The organism is Mesorhizobium sp. B2-5-13 (assembly GCF_006440535.1).
Classification (GTDB): domain Bacteria; phylum Pseudomonadota; class Alphaproteobacteria; order Rhizobiales; family Rhizobiaceae; genus Mesorhizobium; species Mesorhizobium salmacidum.
On the sequence record NZ_VFUI01000008.1, the window covers coordinates 216,081 to 234,885 of the forward strand.

Sequence of the window (18,805 nt, forward strand, 5' to 3'; positions counted from 1 at the left end):
TCTGGTCCGTTGCGCGCCGCGCATGATCGGCTTTCACCGGCCGTGCGATTCTAAAACATCTTGGCGGTCGCCATGCAAAGCACGGTGATGACCAACAGCCCGCCGGCGATGCGTTCACCCCTGGTCATTTTTGCGCGCAGCTCTGTTTGGGTTGCGGCATCGGCGCCGGCTAGCTGCCTGCTGGAGGAGCCCACAAGCGCGCCTTGCACGCCAGCGGCGATCAGCGCCGTCAAAATGCCGAGCGCCAGTACCTTCTCCATCGAGCCGAAAGCACCCTCATGAAAGAAATACCAGAGCAGCAAACCGGTCAGGAAAGCCAAACCGGCCGCGCCCATTTGCGGCCGGAAGAACCGCTCTGCCCGGATGTCCGGATCGCGGGCAACCGCGATGGTCGTGCCGGCCCAGAAGACGCCGGCCATGACGTGCAGGCCGATGACGACGATATAAACATATTGCATGACCGCATTCCTCTCATTCGCCCGCCGCCTGCGCGCCGCAACCATGTCGCGATGCCATCAATAAGACAAAGTTAGATATCTAACGGTTAGATGTCAATCATGAAGCCGAGTTTCACGTTTCCATTGCTTGCTCTACTGTCAGATCATGACACCGTTTGAACGCCCGCCGGTCGGCATGAATCTCGGCCGCACCGCCAAGCTTGTTACCCAGGCCTTCGACGCTGCCTTGGTTGAAGCGGGGGGGACCTTGCCGGTCTGGCTCACGCTGCTGTCGGTCAAGTCGAGCGAGCTTGCCAATCAACGCGAACTTGCCGGCATGATCGGCATCCAGGGTGCGACGCTGACCCATCATCTCAATGCGATGGAGGTGCAGGGCCTGCTGACGCGGCGGCGCGACCCCGTCAACCGACGGGTTCACATGGTGGAATTGACGGAGGCGGGAGAAGCGCTGTTCGAGACGTTGCGGCAAGCCGCGCTCGTCTTCGACAAGCGGCTTCGCACCGGACTGTCCGATGAGCGTCTGGCTGAGTTTGCACAGGTGCTCGCGGCGTTGCGGGAGAATGTGGGGAGCTAGCAGTGCCGACCTGATGGCTCAGTCGTCATAGCTCTTGATTATTCCAAACGCATAGTGGCGCAGTTTCAATGCGGTGATCAGCTTGGTCAATTGCGTCTTGCCGTCAAAGCCGTCCTGAAACATCTCGTCGTGCATGAGCAGGATCAACTTGCCCGGTTTGGCGAAATGGCCGTAGCCGAACAAGTGATCGATCTCGCTGACCAGATGGTCGACGCTCTGCACCGGCTCGCCGCTGTCCTTGTGCACCACTCGTGATCCCAGCCATAGAGATAAAAGCCGGACGCCGCGACAAACTCATAGTCGGGATCCTCACGCCCGGCTTGCGCCTGTCCAAGCGAATTGTCGTTCTTCGACATCGAAGGCAGCCGGAACACATCGCGTCCCGGCAGGCGGGCGTGCACCGCCGGCTTCAGGCCCAATACGGCATTGGCCATGAGCATGTCGGCAACCACGCCTACCGTATCGCCATAGAAGTGCCGGTAGTGATTGTAGGCGTGACTGTAGCTGTGGTTGCCGATCGTCACCAGCGGCATCGCCTTGGCGCGGCGTACCAACGCCTTGTTGGACGCACTGGCTTCGGCATGCATGCCGACCATGAACAGCGTTGCCGGCACCTGCGCCGCCTCCAAGACATCGAGGATGTTGCTCGTGCCGTTCAGCGGACCGTCGTCGAAGGTGAGATAGATGGTGCGATGCGCGCCATAGGCCGGCAACGCCGGCATCAACATGGCTGCCAGGGCAAGCCGAAGGAATGTCATGCGGCCGCTATCCCGTTGCGATCAGGGCAGGCCGCCATTTTCGCGGCTACTTGTCAAGGCTGGCCGGGCTCCACCTACGCCAGGCTTCCCTGCAATACCGTCAGCCTGGCTTTCTTCGGCATGCGGGCGGTCAGCCATTCAAGCGCCTTGTCATGCGGCATCGGAAAAGCGATCGAATAGCCTTGCACCTGGTCGCAGCCGATTGCCATCAGCGAATCGAGTTCCGCCTCGGTTTCGGCGCCCTCGGCGACGATGGAGATGCCCAACCCCCGGGCAAGCTCCGTGATGGCGCGCACGATCTTGGAGTTGTCTCCATTCTCATGGATGTTCTGGACGAAGCGGCGGTCGATCTTGAGCCGGTCGATCTCGTTGGGATTGACGTGGCTGAGCGAAGCATAGCCGGTGCCGAAATCGTCGAGCTCCAGATGGACGCCGGCCGCCCTGATGTGGCGCAGCTTCGCCGCGATGCCTGTCTTCTCGTCGTCGAGAATGACGGATTCGACGATTTCCAGCGACAGTTTCTGTGGCGGTAGTCCGGCCTTCTCCAACGTCTCGAACAGAAACGCATCGAAATCGTGCTCGCGCAACTCGGTGCCCGAGACATTGACGGCAAGCCGCCCGAAGGCAATCCCGGCACGGTTCCATTCAGCGGCCTCGTTGATCGCCTTGCTGATCACGATGCGGCCGATCTCCGGCATGAAGCCGCATTTCTCAGCGACCGGAATGAACTCGCCCGGCGAGATCATGCCGCGCTCGGCATGGTTCCATCGCACGAGCGCTTCGATGCCGCTGATGGTGCCGTCGGTCAGCGAGACCTGCGGCTGGAAATAGACCTGGAACGCCTTTTCGGAAATGGCGACCTTGATGTCGTGTTCGAGCTGCTTGCGGTAGTCGAGCTCGCGACGCAGTTCCTCTGAGAAGAACGAGAAGTTGCCGCCACCCATTTTTTTGGCGGAGTAAAGCGCCAGATCGGCATGGACGAGCAGGTCTTGCGCATTGTCGGCATCGATCGGGTAGACGGCGATGCCGCCGCTGGCGCCCGGAAGGATGGTGGTGCCCTGGAACACGATGGGCTCATTGATGTGCACCAGGATGCGCCGTGCCAGCATGTTGATGTCCTCGGTGTTGCCGGCTCCGTTGAGGATCATCACGAATTCGTCGCCACCAAGCCGCGCGCACAGATCCGACGCCCGGCAGGAATCGCGCATGCGCTGTGCGGTCACCACCAGGACATAGTCGCCGGCAGCGTGGCCCAGCGTATCGTTGATCTGCTTGAAGCGGTCGAGGTCGAGCTGGACCACGGCCAGGCGTTCGCGCCGGCGATGCGCGCCCTTGATCAGCGTCTCGAAATGGTCGGTCAGGAAGGTGCGGTTGTGCAGGCCAGTGAGGCCGTCATGCACCGCGATGAAGGCCATCGAATTGCGCGCATCGACCAGTTCACGTGTCTTGCGCAGGATCGCGTTGGACATCGGCCTGAAGATGAACAGCGCCACCAGCAGGATGACACCGAGGGTGGCGTAGAACAGCGTGCGATGGAGGGTGAGCAGCTTCTCGGAGCGCTCGTCGGCATCCGCACTGATACGCTGGCCGAGCGCGGCATAGCCCGACAGCGTGGCATTGGCGACCGAGGCATCGAGGTTGACTCGTTCGGCGCCGCCCTTGTAGCCCCCATTGTCGAGCTGGTTGAGTTGCGATTCAAAGGCCGAGACCAGCCGATCGCCATTGGCGATCAGGCCAACCGAGAAATAGTCGAGATGGAAGGGTTTGGCGAAAAGCACGCTCTCGATCGACTTCGGATCGAGCTTGGCAGGCGATTGCGGATCCGCGCCTGTCTGCTTGAGCAGCAGATCATAACTTGTCTCGAACTCAGCCGTGGCCTGCTTCAGCGCGCTAACCAGCGCTGGCTGCTTGTCGCGCGAGGCGGCGCCCGTTGCGCTGGCAAGGAAAACGATGCGCTGCGATAACGTTTTTTGCGTGCCGACGATGTCGAGCAGCGTGTTGTTGTGCTGCTGCGTGGCCATCGTCTGCTGCAGCAGGACGAAGGAGGCCGCCACCATGGCGGCAATGATCAGCAGCGCCAGCCAGTAGCCAGCTTTGATCAGCAGTATGAGCTTGCCTGAAACGGTTTGCACCGGCTGCTGAGACATGTTCGGGGGCGGTCCTCTCGCCAACGGATTTCTGTATGAGCACCATTGAACTGCAAACGTTAACAGGACCGGAAGTCGACGGCCGGCCGGCAAGGGGGAGGCGGGGAGAAATCGCGAAATGGTTATCGGGCTCTTTCGCCGCAAGCCCGCATTTGAGCATTCGTCAGTCCATGCGTTCCCGGGCTGTCACTTGAGCAATGTCCATTGCATCCCGGCTGATGCTGCCCGGCCACCTGATCCGGTCGCTTTTGCGATGGATTTTTTGCGCCGGCGGGACGACAGTCTGCCCACGTCAAACGAGGCCTGATCATGACCGCAGCATTTCTCTCCCATATCGACAGCGAGCTTGCAGGGCTGAAATCCGCCGGCCTTTACAAGTCCGAGCGGGTGATTTCCTCGATGCAGTCGGCCGAAATCGAGGTCGGCGGCGAGAAAGTATTGAATTTCTGCGCCAACAATTATCTCGGCCTTGCCGACAGCGCGGACCTGCGCGCGGCGGCCACGCAGGCGCTCGATCGCTACGGCTACGGCATGGCCTCGGTGCGCTTCATCTGCGGCACCCAAGAGGAACATAAACAACTCGAGGCGACAATTTCATCCTTCCTCAGCCTGGAGGACACCATCCTCTACGGCTCCTGCTTCGACGCCAATGGCGGCCTGTTCGAGACGCTGCTTGGCGAAGAGGATGCTGTTATCTCGGATGCGTTGAACCACGCCTCGATCATCGATGGTGTCAGGCTGTCGAAGGCCAAACGCTTCCGCTACGCCAATAACGACATGGCCGATCTCGAGGCGCGATTGCAGGAAGCGAAGGATTGCCGCTTCCGGCTGATCGCCACCGACGGCGTGTTTTCCATGGACGGCATCATCGCCAATCTCCGAGGTGTCTGCGATCTCGCCGAGAAATACGACGCGATGGTGATGGTCGACGACAGCCATGCAGTTGGTTTCGTCGGTGCAAACGGCCGCGGCTCGGCCGAACATTGCGGCGTCGAGGGTAGGGTGGACATTATCACCGGCACGCTCGGCAAGGCGCTCGGCGGCGCTTCCGGCGGATATACCTCTGGCAAAAGCCAGGTCGTCGACTGGCTGCGCCAGCGCTCGCGGCCCTATCTCTTTTCCAACACGCTGATGCCGGCGATCGCCGGTGCCTCGATCAAGGTGTTCGACCTGATCCGCAATGGCGATGCCTTGCGCGAGCGCCTATATGCCAATGCGGCGCGGTTCCGGTCCCAGATGCGTAAGCTTGGCTTCACGCTGGCAGGCGCCGATCATCCGATCATACCGGTGATGCTCGGTGATGCGACGCTGGCGCAGGAAATGGCCGCGCGCATGCTGAAGCGTGGCATCTATGTCATCGGCTTTTCGTTCCCGGTCGTGCCGAAAGGCCAGGCGCGCATCCGCACCCAAATGTCGGCGGCGCATTCCAGCGCTGATATCGACCGCGCGGTGGAGGCATTCGGTGCGGTCGGTAGGGAATTGGGTGTGATTTCCTGAACGGCCGGCGCCGAAAAGCGATTCCGGATCAAGAGATTCAAGGGACAAAAGAATGTCGAACATGATGAAGGCGCTGGTGAAGGCCAAGGCCGAGCCGGGCATCTGGATGGAAGAGGTGCCGGTGCCGGAGATCGGCCCCAACGACGTGTTGATCAAGGTCAAGAAGACGGCGATCTGCGGCACCGACGTGCATATCTACAACTGGGACCAGTGGGCGCAGAAGACCGTGCCGGTGCCGATGGTCACCGGCCATGAATTCGTCGGCACGGTCGCCGACTTTGGTGCTGCGGTTACCGAATACAAGGTCGGCCAGCGCGTGTCGGGCGAGGGCCACATTGTCTGCGGCCACTGCCGCAACTGTCGTGCGGGCAGGGGACATCTGTGCCGCAACACGCTCGGCGTCGGCGTCAACCGTCCTGGCGCCTTCGGCGAATATCTGGCGATCCCGCAGCACAATGTCGTGCCGATTCCCGACGATGTTCCGGACGAGATTGCCGCGATCTTTGACCCCTTGGGCAATGCCGTCCACACGGCGCTGTCCTTCGATCTGGTCGGCGAGGATGTGTTGGTCACCGGCGCCGGACCGATCGGCATCATGGGCGCATTGGTCGCGCAGTGCGTCGGCGCGCGCAAGGTCGTCATCACCGATATCAACCCGGTGCGGCTGGCGCTGGCGAAAAAGCTCGGCGTCCAGCATGTCGTCGATGCCTCGAAGGAGAAGCTGCGCGATGTTATGCCGGTGCTCGGCATGACCGAGGGATTCGACGTCGGTCTCGAAATGTCGGGCGCCGCGCCCGCCTTCCGCGACATGATCGATACCATGAACAATGGCGGCAAGATCGCCATCCTCGGCATAGCGCCGACCGGCTTCGAGATCGACTGGAACAAGGTCATCTTCAAGATGCTGCACTTGAAGGGCATCTATGGCCGCGAAATGTTCGAGACCTGGTACAAGATGATCGCCCTGGTGCAGGGCCCGCTCGATGTGACCGGCCTAATCACGCATCGCATCGGCGTCGATGATTTCCAGTTTGGGTTCGATGCGATGAGGAGCGGCAGTTCGGGCAAGGTGGTGATGGACTGGTGAGACGCGTCGACAGAGACGTGGAGTTCCTTCGCGCCCCCTCTGTCCTGCCAGCCTATCAACTCTATTTTCCTTCCAACGCCATCTCCAGTGCCGCCATCCCGCTCATAATCGCCGCACGTGCGTCCACGCCAAACTTCGCCAGCAACTCTCTCTCAAACGCCTTCGCCAGCGGCACCATCTCGCGATAGGCAGCGAGCCCGGCCTTCGTCAGTGTCAGGTGCTCGACGCGGCGGTCGTTCTCGTCAGGCGTCCGCACCAGCCAGCGCCGGCGTTCCAACTCGGCTACCGCCCGCGAAACCTTGGTCTTGTGCATGGCCGATTGTTCGCCAAGTTCCGTCGCGGTCATCGTGCCGCGCTGTCCCAACCCCGATAACGTGCGCCATTCGGGCCGGGTCAGGCCATGGCGGTCCTTATAGACCGTCGAGAATTCGCGGCTGACGGCATCGGCGAGGCGATACAGCCGGTAGGGCAGGAAGCTTTCGAGTTCGAGAATGTCCATTGTCCGCATCCGGAAAAACGGAAGATTGATAGTTACATTTTCAATGGTTACAAATGAAACAAGTTTGGTCAATCCGGGAGGAAGCGATGGCCTTTTCCTACATGCCGGGCTTCGGCAACGATTTTGAGACCGAGACACTGCCCGGCTCGCTGCCGCAGGGACGCAACTCGCCGCAGCGGCCGGCCTACGGCCTCTATGCCGAACAGCTTTCCGGTTCGCCCTTCACCGCGCCGCGCGGCACCAATGAGCGCTCCTGGCTCTATCGCATCCGTCCGAGCGTCAGGCACACGGGCCGGTTCAGGGCCGCCAGCTATCCGCTGTGGAAGACTGCCCCCAATGTCGGCGATCACGAGCTGGCGCTTGGCCAGTACCGCTGGAATCCGGTGCCGATGCCGAACGAGCCGACCGATTTCATCCAGGGCATGCGCACCATCACCACAGCCGGTGACGTGCTCGGGCAGACCGGCATGGCAGCCCATGTCTATGTCGCCAATCGCTCGATGGTCGACGACCATCTCTTCAACGCCGACGGTGAACTGCTTGTCGTGCCGCAGGTGGGCAGCTTGCGCTTGGTCACCGAGATGGGTGTCATCGAGCTTCGGCCGGGCGAAATCTGCGTGCTGCCGCGCGGCCTCGTCTTCAAGGTCGAATTGGTCGACACCGAAGTGCGCGGCTATGTCTGCGAGAACTACGGCGCCAAGCTGACGCTGCCTGACCGCGGCCCGATCGGCGCCAATTGCCTGGCCAATCCGCGCGATTTCAAGACGCCATGCGCCTGGTTCGAGGAGAAGGAAACGCCGTGCCGGCTGATCGTGAAATGGTGCGGCAATTTCCACGTCACCGAGATCGGCCATTCGCCGCTCGACGTGGTGGCATGGCACGGCAACTACGCCCCCTACAAATATGATCTGGCGACCTTTTCGCCGGTCGGCGCGCTGCTGTTCGACCATCCCGACCCGTCGATCTTCACCGTGCTCACCGCGCCGAGCGGCGAGGAAGGGACCGCCAATATCGATTTCGTCATCTTCCCGCCGCGCTGGCTGGTGGCCGAGAATACGTTTCGGCCGCCCTGGTATCACCGCAACATCATGAGCGAGTTCATGGGGCTGATCCACGGCCAGTACGATGCCAAGGAAGAAGGCTTCGTGCCCGGCGGCATTAGCCTGCACAATCTGATGCTGGCCCATGGCCCGGATGCGCCTGGCTTCGAAAAAGCCTCGCGCGCCGACCTGAAACCGGTCAAGCTCGACAACACCATGGCTTTCATGTTCGAGACCCGCTTTCCGCAGATGCTGACCCGCTACGGCGCCGAACTCGAAACCCGGCAGGACAATTACATCGACTGCTGGGCTGACCTGAAGAAACGCTTCAATGGCACGCCCGAGGGCGACTGGTCTTGAGCGGCAAGTCAATGCCGGATCGGTTGGTGTTGTTGGGCTCGAAAGGCGGTCCGGCGCTGCGGCCGGGCGGACCGTGGCCGAGTTCGTCGCTGCTCGAGATCGGCGGGCGAGCGATCGTCGTCGACTGCGGGCTTGGCGTGACGCGCGGCCTGGTCGATGCCGGCATCAGCCTGAAGGCGCTCGACCTGATCTTCATCACGCACCTGCATTCCGACCATGTGTTGGAGCTGGGGCCGCTGATCCACACCGCCTGGATGGCTGGCTTGGCGACGCCGGTCACCGTGTTCGGCCCGCCTGGGGTCGGGCACTATTGGCGGCGCTTTTGTCAGGCGATGGAATTCGACATCGAGATCCGCATCGTCGATGAGGGCCGGCCCGATATTCGCGAGTTGGTTTCGATCGACGAATTCGACGAAGGCCATGTGGTCAAGCAGCGCGGCCTGAAGGTGACGGCGCTGCGCGTCGACCACCCACCAGTGACCGACTGCTTTGCCCTCCGCTTCGAGCATGGCGCAAAAAGCGTGGTGTTCTCGGCCGACACGGCCTTCTTCCCACCGCTCGCCGATTTCGCCGAAAGTGCCGATATCCTCGTCCATGAAGCCATGCTGGAGGAGGGCATCGAGCGGCTGGTTGCCAGGACCGGCAATGGCGCTCGGCTCAGGGAACATCTGCTCGCCAGCCACAGCTTTGCCGAGGAGGCAGGCCGTATCGCCAGCGATGCCGGCGTCAAAAGGCTGGTGCTCAACCACCTCATTCCGGCCGATGATGTCGGGATCGGCGAGGAGGACTGGGTTGCCGCCGTCAGGAAAACATGGGCCGGTGACTTGACGATTGCCCGTGACGGCCTTGTTGTGGAGCTAAGCAGCGAGAAAGCTGCGCAAGGAGAGGGAACCACATGAAGCTTGCCACGCTGAAGGACGGAACGCGCGACGGGAAACTCGTCGTCGTTTCGCGCGACCTGACGCAATACACCGACGCCTCGTTCCTGGCACGCACGCTGCAGGCGGCACTCGACGACTGGCGCAGGATCTCGCCGCATCTCGCGACAATCGCGGAATCGCTGGAGAACAATGCGATGCCGGCAGCTCGCTTCCACGAACACGATGCGCATTCGCCGCTGCCGCGCGCCTATCAATGGGCCGACGGCTCCGCCTATGTGAACCATGTCGAACTGGTGCGGAAAGCGCGTGGCGTCGAAATGCCGGCGAGTTTCTGGACCGACCCGCTGATCTACCAGGGCGGCTCGGACTCCTTCGTTGCGCCACGTGATCCGATCCGCATGGCGGATGAAGCCTTCGGCATCGACATGGAGGCCGAAATTGCCGTCATCATCGACGACGTGCCGATGGGCGCCAGCCTCGATCAGGCAGGCGCCGCGATCCGGCTGGTCATGCTGGTCAACGATGTCACGCTACGCGCGCTCACCGGGTCGGAACTCGCCAAGGGGTTCGGCTTCTTCCAATCGAAACCGTCCTCCGCCTTCTCTCCGGTCGCGGTGACGCCGGATGAGCTGGGCGACGCCTGGGATGGCGGCAAGGTCAGCCTGCCGCTGCTCGCCGACATCAACGGCAAGCCGTTCGGCCGCGCCAATGCCGGTACCGACATGACGTTCGATTTCCCGGCCCTGATCGCTCATGCCGCCCGCACAAGGCCACTGGTATCAGGCACCATCATTGGTTCGGGTACGGTATCCAACAAACTCGACGGCGGCCCGGGCAAGCCAGTCTCGGCGGGCGGCGCCGGCTATTCCTGCATCGCCGAACTGCGCATGATCGAGACGATTGCGTCAGGCGAACCAAAGACGCCGTTCCTGCGCTTCGGCGACACGGTGCGCATCGAGATGAAGTCAAAGACTGGAGCCTCGATTTTCGGCGCCATCGAGCAGACGGTGGAGAAATACGAGCGGTGAGCGCAAGGAGGAAGAATGACCCTGCTCGAGCATCTTCGCCGCATGGCGCGCAACAATTTGTGGTCGAACGACCGGCTCTATCGCGCCGTGCTTGCGCTGAAGCCCGGTGAGTTCGAGGCCGAGCGCACCAGCTTTTTCCCGTCGATCAAGGCGACGCTCAACCATGTCCTCGCGGTCGATCAGCTCTATCTCGATTTTCTCGAAGAAGGCGGCGTCGGTGCCGCTGCCTACGATGACTTCGTGCCTTTCGCTGCTGCGCCGGAGCTTTGCGTGGCTCAGCTGACGGCCGACCGGCGGCTGATCGCCTTCTGCGATGGCCTGTCGGAGACCGATCTCGATCGCCGCGTCATCACCGACCGGCGCGAGGACGGCATGATCCCAGAACGCATTGGCGATATCCTGGCGCACGTCTTCCTGCACGACATCCATCATCGCGGCCAGGTCCACGCCATGCTCTCGGGTAGCTCGGTCGCGCCGCCCCAGTTGGACGAGTTTCTGCTCGATTATGATATGAAGCTGAGGGAGAAAGAGGTCGGGCGGCTGGGGCTCTAGCCGTCATCTCGAATGCTCGGCCCATTCAGGGCCGAGGGCGTCAAAATCATCGGCGATACGAATTTGCCCTTCAAAGCGCCGATGCGTGGCAAAAGGTCTTCCTTCACCGGCGGTGGCAAGAGACGCGCCACGGCCTTCGCGCGCCGCGTGAGCACGATCTCCTCGCCAGCTTTCGCGCGTCTCACTAGTTCCGACAGTTTGGCTCTGGCTGCAGTTGTGGAGACGTTCACAGATCGACCTCTTATCGCCGGAACTTAGGTCAACGCTGATCGAACTGCTAACGAGCTTTCACTTTTATGCCGCCTTGCCGTCAACCTTGATGACGCCGCGCTTGATCTGGTCCTGCTCGATCGATTCGAACAGCGCGCGGAAATTGCCTTCGCCAAAGCCTTCGTCGCCCTTGCGCTGGATGAACTCGAAAAAGATCGGCCCGATAACGGTCTTCGAGAAGATTTGCAGAAGGATCTTGGTCGTGCCGCCATCGACCACGCCTTCGCCGTCGATCAGGATGCCGTGTTTCTTCATCCGCTCGATCGGCTCGTCATGGCCGTTCACGCGGTCATAAGACATGTCGTAATAGGTCTCAGGCGGGCCGGGCATGAATTTCAGCCCGTTCTCGGCGAGCTTGTCGGTGGCGGCGTAGATGTCGTCCGTGCCGACAGCGACGTGCTGGATGCCTTCGCCATTGTACTTCTTCAGGTATTCGGCGATCTGGCTGGTCTCGTCCTTGGACTCATTCAATGGAATGCGGATCTTGCCGCAGGGCGAGGTGATGGCGCGGCTGACCAGGCCGGTAATCCTGCCGTCGATGTCGAAGAAATGGATCTGCTTGAAGCCGAACAGATTGCGATAGAAATCCCACCATTTGTCCATCTGGCCGCGATAGACATTGTGGGTCAGGTGGTCGAGGTAATAGAAGCCGACGCCCTGCGGTCGCGGGTCGCGTTCGCCCAGCCATTCGAACTCGGCGTCATAGGCCGAGCCCTTTTTGCCATAGGCCTCGATGAAATAGAGCAGCGAACCGCCGATGCCTGATATGGCCGGCACGTCGAGTGCCTTGTCGTCGCCTTCATAAGGCGTGGCGCCCTTCGACACCGCATGCTCGAAAGCATGTTTGGCATCAACCACCCGCCAGGCCATCGAGGCCGCGCAAGGGCCGTGCTTGTCGGCGAACTTCATCGCGTGCGAGCCGGGCTCGGCATTGACGACATAGTTGATGTCGCCCTGGCGCCAGACGGTGATGTCCTTCGTGCGATGCCTGGCTACCGCCATATAACCCATGCGGGTGAACAGTTCGGCTAGCTTCTTGGGCTCCGGATGCGCGAATTCGACGAACTCGAAGCCATCGGTGCCGGCAGGGTTGTCCTTGCTGATCGTGGCGGGCGGGGCGTCGTGTGGGAAGGGACCCATGATAATTCCTCCGGAAGCTGCTTGGCCTAAAAAGGGCCTCCTAACGCCATCATAGCGCGGGGTCTGTGCATGGTGCTTGCATTCAAACGCTTGAAATGGTGATGACATGCGTGAAGCATGCATAATATGGGAGGAAACCATGGACAATGGGCGCATTGATCAGTTTGACCGCAAGATAATGGCGCTCTTGCAGGGCGACGCGCGGCTCACCAACAACGACCTTTCCGAAAGGGTGAACCTGTCGGCGTCGCAATGCTCGCGCCGCCGGCAGCGGCTGGAGGAGGATGGCTATATCAAGGGCTATCGCGCCGTGCTCGACCGCGACAGGCTCGGCTTCTCGCTGGTCAATGTCATTTCAGTGACGCTGGCCACCCACAACCGCGACAATGCGCGGCGCTTCGGCGAATTGGTGGCGCGCCTGCCGGAAGTGCAGGAGGCGCACGCGCTGACCGGCGAGATGGATTACATCCTGAAGGTGGTGACGCCCGATCTCAAATCGTTGTCGGAGTTCGTCAACGGCGTACTCCTGCCGCATGAATCCGTGCAGCATGTGAAGACCGCGATCGTGCTGGAGACGCTGAAGGAAACCGGGGCGCTGCCGATCTAACCCTTCGACTGCTGTATCGCCAGGAACAAATTGGTGCAGCGCGCGCCGGACCGGCAATAAGCAAACACCGGGCCTTGGAGCTCGTCGAGCGCCTCTGCCTGGTCCTCGACATTCTCGGCGGTCATCTGGCCGCTGATCACCGGGATGTAGCGGAAGGCGAGGCCAGCGGCTTCGACCGTTGCCTTGAGCGTGTCCGCCGAAGGTTGGCCGGGCTGCTCATCGTCCGGCCGGTTGCAGATCACGCTCTTGAAGCCGGCTTCCTTGATGGTGGCGACATCTTCGGGCTGGATCTGACCCGAGACCGAATAGTCCTCGCTGATCTGGCGATATTCCATGGCTCATATCCTCGCAATCTGGTTTGGCGGCAGTCTTGCCATTGCCCGGTGGGCACGGCAATCCGCATCGACGGAATTCTCTGCCAAATAGACATCGCGCGCCAGAAAATCCAACCAGGCCGATACGGCCCGGTTGGGTGCGGATCAAATTCAGCTGCCTAGAATGGCGCCTTTGATCTGACGGATGTTGTTGCGCATCATGTCGATATAGGTCGAGCCCGGGCCGTCGGGCTGCGACAGCGCGTCCGAGTAGAGCGTGCCGCCGACCTTGATACCGGTCTCGCTGGCGATCTGCTCGATCAGGCGCGGGTTGGTGATGTTCTCGACGAAGATGGCCGCGGCCTTGTCCTGCTTCACCTGCTCGACCAGCTTGGCGACATCGGCGGCCGACGGTTCGGAATCAGTCGAGATGCCTTGCGGAGCGAGGAAGGTCAGGCCGTATTCGTGTTCGAAATAGCCGAAGGCGTCATGCGAGGTGATGACGACGCGCTTTGCCTCGGGGATCGACTGGATCGCCGCCTTCACTTCGCCTTCCAGAGCATCGAGCTTCCTGGTGTAGGCGGCGGCATTGGTCTGGTAGCTGACACAGCCGTCGCTGTCGGCCGCGCAGAAGGCCTCGGCGATGTTCTTCACATAAATCTTGGCATTGGCGATCGACTGGAAGGCGTGCGGATCGGCGACGGTCTTGCCGCCGCCGGTGCCGGCACCCTCGGCCGCATCGGCGTCGGCGAATTCAGGTTTGAAGTCGATCGGCGTCACGCCCTTGGTCAAGGTGACAATGGAGGCCTTGGTGGCGCTGGCATCGACCAGGCGCTGCAGGAAACCTTCGAAGTGCAGGCCGTTGACCAGCACGATATCGGCCTTGGCCATGGCCACCGCGTCGGCAGGGCTCGGCTCGTAGACATGGGCGTCGCCGTCTGGGCCGACGATCGTGGTGATCGCGATGCGGTCGCCGCCGACATTCTTGGCGAAATCCGCAATGACTGTGAAGCTGGCGACCACTTTCAGCGGTGCGGCGAAAGCCGATGACGCGCTGAAGGCGGCAAATGTTATAACGCTCATCGTCAGGGCGGCACGGATCGATTTGAGCATAAGCGGGTCTCCTTTTAGGGCGGGGATCAGGCCGTTCTGTGACGGTGATGGATGATGCGGGCGCGCAGGATGCCGCGCGTGCCAAACAGGATCGAGGCGAAATAGACGACGCCGGCCGACAGGATGATGGCAGGGCCGGATGGCAGCGACGCATGATAGGACAGGAGCAGTCCGGCGATGCAGGAGGCAAAGCCGATCAGTACGGCCAGCACGCACATCGGTTCGACGCGCGTTGTCCAGAAGCGCGCGGCTGCCGCCGGCAGCATCATCAATCCGACGGAAAGCAAGGTTCCGAGCGCCTGGAAGCCGCCGACGAGGTTGAGCACGACGAGACCGAGGAAGATGAAATGCACCGGGCTGCCCATGCGGCTGACCGAACGCAGGAACAGCGGGTCGAGGCATTCGGCCACCAGCGCCCGCCAGAAGATGGCAAGGCTGACCAGCGTCACCGCGACGATGCCGCCAATCAGCGTCAAAGCCTCGTTGTTGAGCGCCAGCACCGTGCCGAACAGCACATGCATGAGGTCGACGCTGGAGCCGCGGATCGACACCATCAGCACGCCGATGGCGAGCGAAATCAGGTAGAAGGCCGCCATCGAGGCGTCCTCGCGCTGGACGGTGAAGCGCGACACGGCACCGGCGCCGAGCGCCACGATGATGCCGGCGATCAGGCCGCCAATGGTCATCGGCAGGATTTCCAGCCCGTAGAACAGGAAACCCGCGGCCGCGCCCGGCAGGATGGCATGCGCCATCGCGTCGCCCGACAGGCTCATGCGCCGCAGCATCAGAAAAACGCCGATCGGGCAGGCGCCGAGCGACAGCATCAGCGAGCCGAACAGCGCCCGCTGCATGAAGCCGAAATCGGCGAAAGGGGCGATGAAAAGACTGTAGAGCGCGTCCATCAGGCAGCCCTCGGTCCGGCGCCGTGGTGATGATCGTGGTCGTGGCCATGATGACCATGGTCATGGTCATGGTCATGAGCGTGCTCGTCAGGCTCGCACCAGGGCGCGTTCTCTTCCCAGGCTTCGTGGAAGCGGCGCGCGCGCAGCAGGTTCTCCGGTTTCAGCGTCTCCCGGGTCTCGCCCCAGGCAACCGGCTGACGGGCAAGCAGCAGTGTTTCGGGAAAATTCTGGCGCACCAGATCGAGATCATGGACCACCACCATGATGGTGCGCTCTTCGCCGTGCCAACGCTTGATCAAGGCAATGAGGTCACCGACCGTCTTGGCGTCGACGGCGTTGAACGGTTCGTCGAGCAGGATCAGGTCGGCATCCTGCAACAGCACGCGGGCAAACAGCGTGCGCTGCAACTGGCCACCCGACAGCGTGTCGATCGGCCGCTTCTCGAAGCCGCCGAGGCCGACGGCCATCAAAGCCTGGCTGACGGCCTCACGATCTTCCCCGGTATAGCGGCCAAGCATTCCGCGCTTCGGCCACAGGCCGAGCGAGACCAGATCGACGACGCGGGCGGGAAAGGAGCGATCGAGTTCCGATTGCTGCGGCAGGTAGGCCGCCCGCACGCCCGGCGCGCGAATGACCTCGCCTGCCATCGGCTTCAGCACCCCGACAATACCCTTCATCAGCGTCGACTTGCCAGAGCCGTTGGCCCCAACCACGGCCGTCAGCGAGCCCTTGCGGATCGCGCCATCGAGGTGATGGATCGCGGGATGGCTGTTGTAGCCCAACGTCAGGTCACGGAATGTCAGGCAGGTCTGGGTCATATCGTTCCGTGGGAAACCAAATCCGGCTAAGGTGCGGCCGTTTGGATATGTGATGTTATTACATTAGTCAACAAGCCAATCCGGCGGAATTGCGTCGCGGTGGTCAACTCGCCGTGTAGGCGCCTGGCCCTGGAGGGAGCAATTGGCTCAAGCGGTTTCGGTTCAGCCGGCCTTGCCCGAAGCGGACGGCGACTCTAAAGAGGCGCGACCACAACGGAAGGAACTCGCAATGAGCATTCGTCGCATCGATGTTGGCCCGCGCATGAGCCAGATCGTTATCCACGGCAACACCGTCTACCTGGCCGGCCAGGTCGGCGAACCCGGCGGCAATGTCGCCGCGCAGACCCGCGATATTCTGGCGACCATCGATGAATTGCTGGCCAAGGCCGGCACCGAGAAGACCAAGATCGTCCAGGCGATCATCTGGCTGGCCGACATGGGCACCTTCGCCGAGATGAATACCGAATGGGACAAGTGGGTGCCGCAGGGCCACACGCCCGCCCGCGCCACCGGCGAAGCAAAGCTCGCTGGCCCGGAATATCTGGTCGAGATTATTATCACCGCGGCGCTGTAAAGGCGCGACGTCAGAACTGCCGATCTCCCCCCACGACGAGGGGAGATCACTCACCCCTGCGACGGCGTGAACCTTGCCACCAGCGTATGGCTTTCCGCCGGATAGATGAAGCGCACGTGGGTGACCGGGTGCTCGGCACTCCAGGTGCGGCGTTCGACCACTAGGCAAGGTGCCCCGGGATCGATGTCGAGCGCATCGGCGATGGCGTCGTCAGCGCTCATGGCGCGTATCCGATGCTCGGCCTCGCTCCACGGCACGCGGTCGATCAGCCAAGGCCCGGCAGCGATTTCCAGAAACTCTTCGTCCCCGGCTTCCGAAACCGCCGAAAGATTGATCAGACGTTGCTCGAGCGCGAATGGCCGTTCGCCGGCAAAATGAAGACCTTCGAGCCATAGCACTGGACCTGCGGCGGACAGTTCGAGCAACGTCCTGTCCTCCCCATTGCTGCGCCGCTTCAGGCGTTCCAGCCGCTTGTAGCGATAGGGCAGGCCGAGCGCCTCGACTTCGATCCTGATGTCGTGAAGTTCCAGCACGGCTGCCTGCGATTGCGGCTGGCGGACAAAGCTGCCCGACCGGCGGCGGCGTTCGATCAAACCTGCCTTGGCCAACTGGGACAGAGCCTTGTTCACCGTCATGCGTGAGCATTGGTATTCGGCGGTCAGCTCATGTTCGAACGGGATACGGTGGCCGGGCACCCAGGTGCCGGAAAGAATTCTTTCCCGGATATCGGAAAGGATGCGCTGATGCAGCGAGACGGTCTCGCTGTCGTCTATCTCCGTCGGTTCAGCCATGCTCATCTGGGTGAACCCTCGGAAAGCGCTGTCATCACGCCGCGAAACCGTTCGGCGATGGCCTCGCGCTTGGCATGTCTGCCATCACTGACCTGTTTCTTGCCATGCACCCAGACACAATCGACCTTGCTGCCATTGGCGAAAATCCAGGCGTCGAGGATTGCATCGCCGGTTTTGCCGGCCAGCGAGGGGTTGCCGGCGTCGAGCGAGACGAGATCGGCGGATGCACCAGGCGCGATTTGCGATGCGCCGGCGCCAAGCGCGACGCTGCCGCCGTCAAGCGCTGCGTCGTACAGCGCGCGGCCGGTCGAGCCGCCGGCCACGGCCAGCACATTGCGGGCGCGGTGCGCGAGGCGCTGCGAATATTCGAGCTGGCGCAATTCGTCGGGCAGGCCGATCAGCACGTTGGAATCGGAGCCGACACCGAAGCGGCCGCCATGCTCCCTGAACAAAGGCGCGGCAAAGGTGCCGTCGCCGAGATTGGCCTCCGTGATCGGGCAAAGGCCGGCAATGGCGCCGCTCCTGGCCATGCCGATGGTTTCAGCATCGGTCATGTGGGTGGCATGGATCAGGCACCAGCGCTGGTCGACATCGGCAGCCCCAAGCAGAAATTCGACCGGACGCGCGCCGGACCAGGCAAGGCAGTCTTCAACTTCTTTCACCTGCTCGGCGACATGGATGTGGATTGGTCCGTTTGGCGCCATGGCCGCAATCGCCGTGAGTTCTTCAGGCGTCGCGGCCCGTAGACTGTGCGGGGCAACGCCGACAATCGCTTGATTCAAAGAGCGAACAGATTCCCGGCTTTTCTCAACAAGCCGGGCGAACCGATTCACATCGTTGATGAATCGGCGCTGGCCCTCGTTTGGCGCGGCACCACCGAAGGAGGAATGTGCGTAAAACACAGGCAAAAGCGTCAGGCCGATACCCGTTTCGCCGGCCGCGGCAGCGATGCGCTCGGCCATCTCGGCTGGGTTGGCATAGGGTTGTCCATCACGGTCATGGTGCAGATAATGAAATTCGCCGACGCGCGAAAAACCGGCCTCTAGCATTTCGACGTAGAGCTGCGCCGCCACCGCCTCGACCTGGTCGGGAGTCATCCACAGCGCGAAGCGGTACATCACCTCGCGCCAGCTCCAGAAACTGTCGGCGGAGTGGCCGCGCAACTCGGCGAGCCCTGCCATGCCGCGTTGGAAGGCGTGGCTGTGCAGATTGGCCATGCCGGGAAGGAGAATGGCATGGCGTTCGTCACCAGGAGACGCGGTGCTCCCAGGCTCTACGGCCGCAATGCGCCCATTGGCGAAAGTGATCCGCACATTGTCGTGCCAGCCGTTGGGAAGAAGCGCCTGTTCCGCAAAGATATCGGTCACTTTTCTCTCCGCTTCCCGGTCTCGTGTG

21 protein-coding genes are annotated in these 18,805 nt (G+C 62.0%); 9 read left to right on the top strand and 12 right to left on the bottom strand.

The annotated features are described in order from the left end of the window. Positions 1-50: 50 nt before the first annotated feature. On the bottom strand, positions 51-458 hold the full coding sequence (locus FJ434_RS16270) for a hypothetical protein (protein ID WP_140507285.1): 408 nt from the start codon (positions 456-458) through the stop codon (positions 51-53). 145 nt (positions 459-603) lie between these two features. Here FJ434_RS16270 and FJ434_RS16275 point away from each other — a divergent pair, with 145 nt between their 5' ends. Then, on the top strand, positions 604-1,032 hold the full coding sequence (locus FJ434_RS16275; RefSeq protein WP_140714244.1) for a MarR family winged helix-turn-helix transcriptional regulator: 429 nt from the start codon (positions 604-606) through the stop codon (positions 1,030-1,032). A 143-nt stretch (positions 1,033-1,175) separates the two neighbouring features. Here the strand turns inward: FJ434_RS16275 and FJ434_RS16280 are convergent, their stop codons facing one another. Both FJ434_RS16280 and FJ434_RS16285 read right to left on the bottom strand, forming a co-directional pair. Beyond that, on the bottom strand, positions 1,176-1,790 hold the full coding sequence (locus tag FJ434_RS16280) for a polysaccharide deacetylase family protein (protein WP_246672744.1): 615 nt from the start codon (positions 1,788-1,790) through the stop codon (positions 1,176-1,178). A gap of 74 nt (positions 1,791-1,864) precedes the next feature. After that, positions 1,865-3,937 carry an EAL domain-containing protein gene (locus FJ434_RS16285; RefSeq protein WP_027143127.1) on the bottom strand — a complete coding sequence of 691 codons (2,073 nt, stop codon included), beginning with the start codon at positions 3,935-3,937 and terminating at the stop codon, positions 1,865-1,867. 309 nt (positions 3,938-4,246) lie between these two features. On the opposite strand from FJ434_RS16285, the gene FJ434_RS16290 reads away from it, so the two are divergent. Together FJ434_RS16290 and tdh are read left to right on the top strand one after the other, a co-directional pair. Beyond that, entirely contained in the window at positions 4,247-5,434 is a 1,188-nt protein-coding gene (locus FJ434_RS16290; RefSeq protein ID WP_140714246.1) for a glycine C-acetyltransferase, read from the top strand. 52 nt (positions 5,435-5,486) lie between these two features. Further along, positions 5,487-6,521: an L-threonine 3-dehydrogenase gene (gene tdh / locus FJ434_RS16295; protein ID WP_140714248.1), complete on the top strand. Its 1,035-nt coding sequence runs from the start codon at positions 5,487-5,489 to the stop codon at positions 6,519-6,521. Positions 6,522-6,582: 61 nt separating this feature from the next. Here the strand turns inward: tdh and FJ434_RS16300 are convergent, their stop codons facing one another. Then, entirely contained in the window at positions 6,583-7,020 is a 438-nt protein-coding gene (locus tag FJ434_RS16300) for a MarR family transcriptional regulator (protein ID WP_181165959.1), read from the bottom strand. Between the two features lie 86 nt (positions 7,021-7,106). Between FJ434_RS16300 and hmgA the strand changes: the two genes are divergently transcribed. Genes hmgA through FJ434_RS16320 form a run of 4 tightly spaced genes read left to right on the top strand, consistent with a single transcriptional unit; the run spans position 7,107 to position 10,881 of the window. Beyond that, positions 7,107-8,420, top strand: coding sequence for a homogentisate 1,2-dioxygenase (gene hmgA / locus FJ434_RS16305; RefSeq protein ID WP_140714250.1), 1,314 nt, complete (start codon positions 7,107-7,109; stop codon positions 8,418-8,420). An 11-nt stretch (positions 8,421-8,431) separates the two neighbouring features. Then, positions 8,432-9,319: an MBL fold metallo-hydrolase gene (locus FJ434_RS16310; protein ID WP_181165972.1), complete on the top strand. Its 888-nt coding sequence runs from the start codon at positions 8,432-8,434 to the stop codon at positions 9,317-9,319. Further along, positions 9,316-10,329: a fumarylacetoacetate hydrolase family protein gene (locus FJ434_RS16315; protein WP_140749086.1), complete on the top strand. Its 1,014-nt coding sequence runs from the start codon at positions 9,316-9,318 to the stop codon at positions 10,327-10,329. The genes FJ434_RS16310 and FJ434_RS16315 overlap by 4 nt, the downstream gene beginning before the upstream one ends. A 15-nt stretch (positions 10,330-10,344) precedes the next feature. Beyond that, a complete protein-coding gene (locus FJ434_RS16320; RefSeq protein WP_140749083.1) occupies positions 10,345-10,881 on the top strand; it encodes a DinB family protein in 537 nt (178 codons plus the stop codon). Here FJ434_RS16320 and FJ434_RS16325 read toward each other — a convergent pair. Both FJ434_RS16325 and hppD read right to left on the bottom strand, forming a co-directional pair. Further along, on the bottom strand, positions 10,878-11,111 hold the full coding sequence (locus FJ434_RS16325; RefSeq protein ID WP_348640971.1) for a type II toxin-antitoxin system prevent-host-death family antitoxin: 234 nt from the start codon (positions 11,109-11,111) through the stop codon (positions 10,878-10,880). The two genes, FJ434_RS16320 and FJ434_RS16325, sit on opposite strands and share 4 nt — an antisense overlap. 64 nt (positions 11,112-11,175) lie before the next feature. Then, positions 11,176-12,291 carry a 4-hydroxyphenylpyruvate dioxygenase gene (gene hppD / locus FJ434_RS16330; RefSeq protein WP_140749080.1) on the bottom strand — a complete coding sequence of 372 codons (1,116 nt, stop codon included), beginning with the start codon at positions 12,289-12,291 and terminating at the stop codon, positions 11,176-11,178. Between the two features lie 139 nt (positions 12,292-12,430). Between hppD and FJ434_RS16335 the strand changes: the two genes are divergently transcribed. Further along, entirely contained in the window at positions 12,431-12,898 is a 468-nt protein-coding gene (locus FJ434_RS16335; protein ID WP_140507272.1) for an Lrp/AsnC family transcriptional regulator, read from the top strand. On the opposite strand, the gene FJ434_RS16340 is transcribed toward FJ434_RS16335, so the two are convergent. The 4 genes from FJ434_RS16340 to aztA form a co-directional block, all read right to left on the bottom strand. Next, a complete protein-coding gene (locus tag FJ434_RS16340; RefSeq protein WP_027143117.1) occupies positions 12,895-13,233 on the bottom strand; it encodes a TIGR01244 family sulfur transferase in 339 nt (112 codons plus the stop codon). The genes FJ434_RS16335 and FJ434_RS16340 overlap by 4 nt on opposite strands. Positions 13,234-13,383: 150 nt before the next feature. Further along, positions 13,384-14,325 carry a zinc ABC transporter substrate-binding protein AztC gene (gene aztC / locus FJ434_RS16345; RefSeq protein ID WP_140714261.1) on the bottom strand — a complete coding sequence of 314 codons (942 nt, stop codon included), beginning with the start codon at positions 14,323-14,325 and terminating at the stop codon, positions 13,384-13,386. A 26-nt stretch (positions 14,326-14,351) separates the two neighbouring features. Then, positions 14,352-15,227: a zinc ABC transporter permease AztB gene (gene aztB / locus FJ434_RS16350; protein ID WP_140749077.1), complete on the bottom strand. Its 876-nt coding sequence runs from the start codon at positions 15,225-15,227 to the stop codon at positions 14,352-14,354. Beyond that, the gene (aztA, locus tag FJ434_RS16355; RefSeq protein WP_140507267.1) at positions 15,227-16,045 is read right to left on the bottom strand and encodes a zinc ABC transporter ATP-binding protein AztA; all 819 of its coding nucleotides are present in this window, start codon (positions 16,043-16,045) and stop codon (positions 15,227-15,229) included. Before aztA ends, aztB begins: the two co-directional genes overlap by 1 nt. 229 nt (positions 16,046-16,274) lie before the next feature. Here aztA and FJ434_RS16360 point away from each other — a divergent pair, with 229 nt between their 5' ends. After that, entirely contained in the window at positions 16,275-16,619 is a 345-nt protein-coding gene (locus FJ434_RS16360; RefSeq protein WP_140507265.1) for a RidA family protein, read from the top strand. Positions 16,620-16,669: 50 nt separating this feature from the next. Here the strand turns inward: FJ434_RS16360 and hutC are convergent, their stop codons facing one another. Together hutC and FJ434_RS16370 are read right to left on the bottom strand one after the other, a co-directional pair. Continuing rightward, positions 16,670-17,410, bottom strand: a complete 741-nt coding sequence (gene hutC / locus FJ434_RS16365) for a histidine utilization repressor (RefSeq protein ID WP_140714333.1) — start codon at positions 17,408-17,410, stop codon at positions 16,670-16,672. Positions 17,411-17,412: 2 nt separating this feature from the next. Further along, positions 17,413-18,777: a formimidoylglutamate deiminase gene (locus FJ434_RS16370; protein WP_140749074.1), complete on the bottom strand. Its 1,365-nt coding sequence runs from the start codon at positions 18,775-18,777 to the stop codon at positions 17,413-17,415. Positions 18,778-18,805 lie beyond the last annotated feature (28 nt).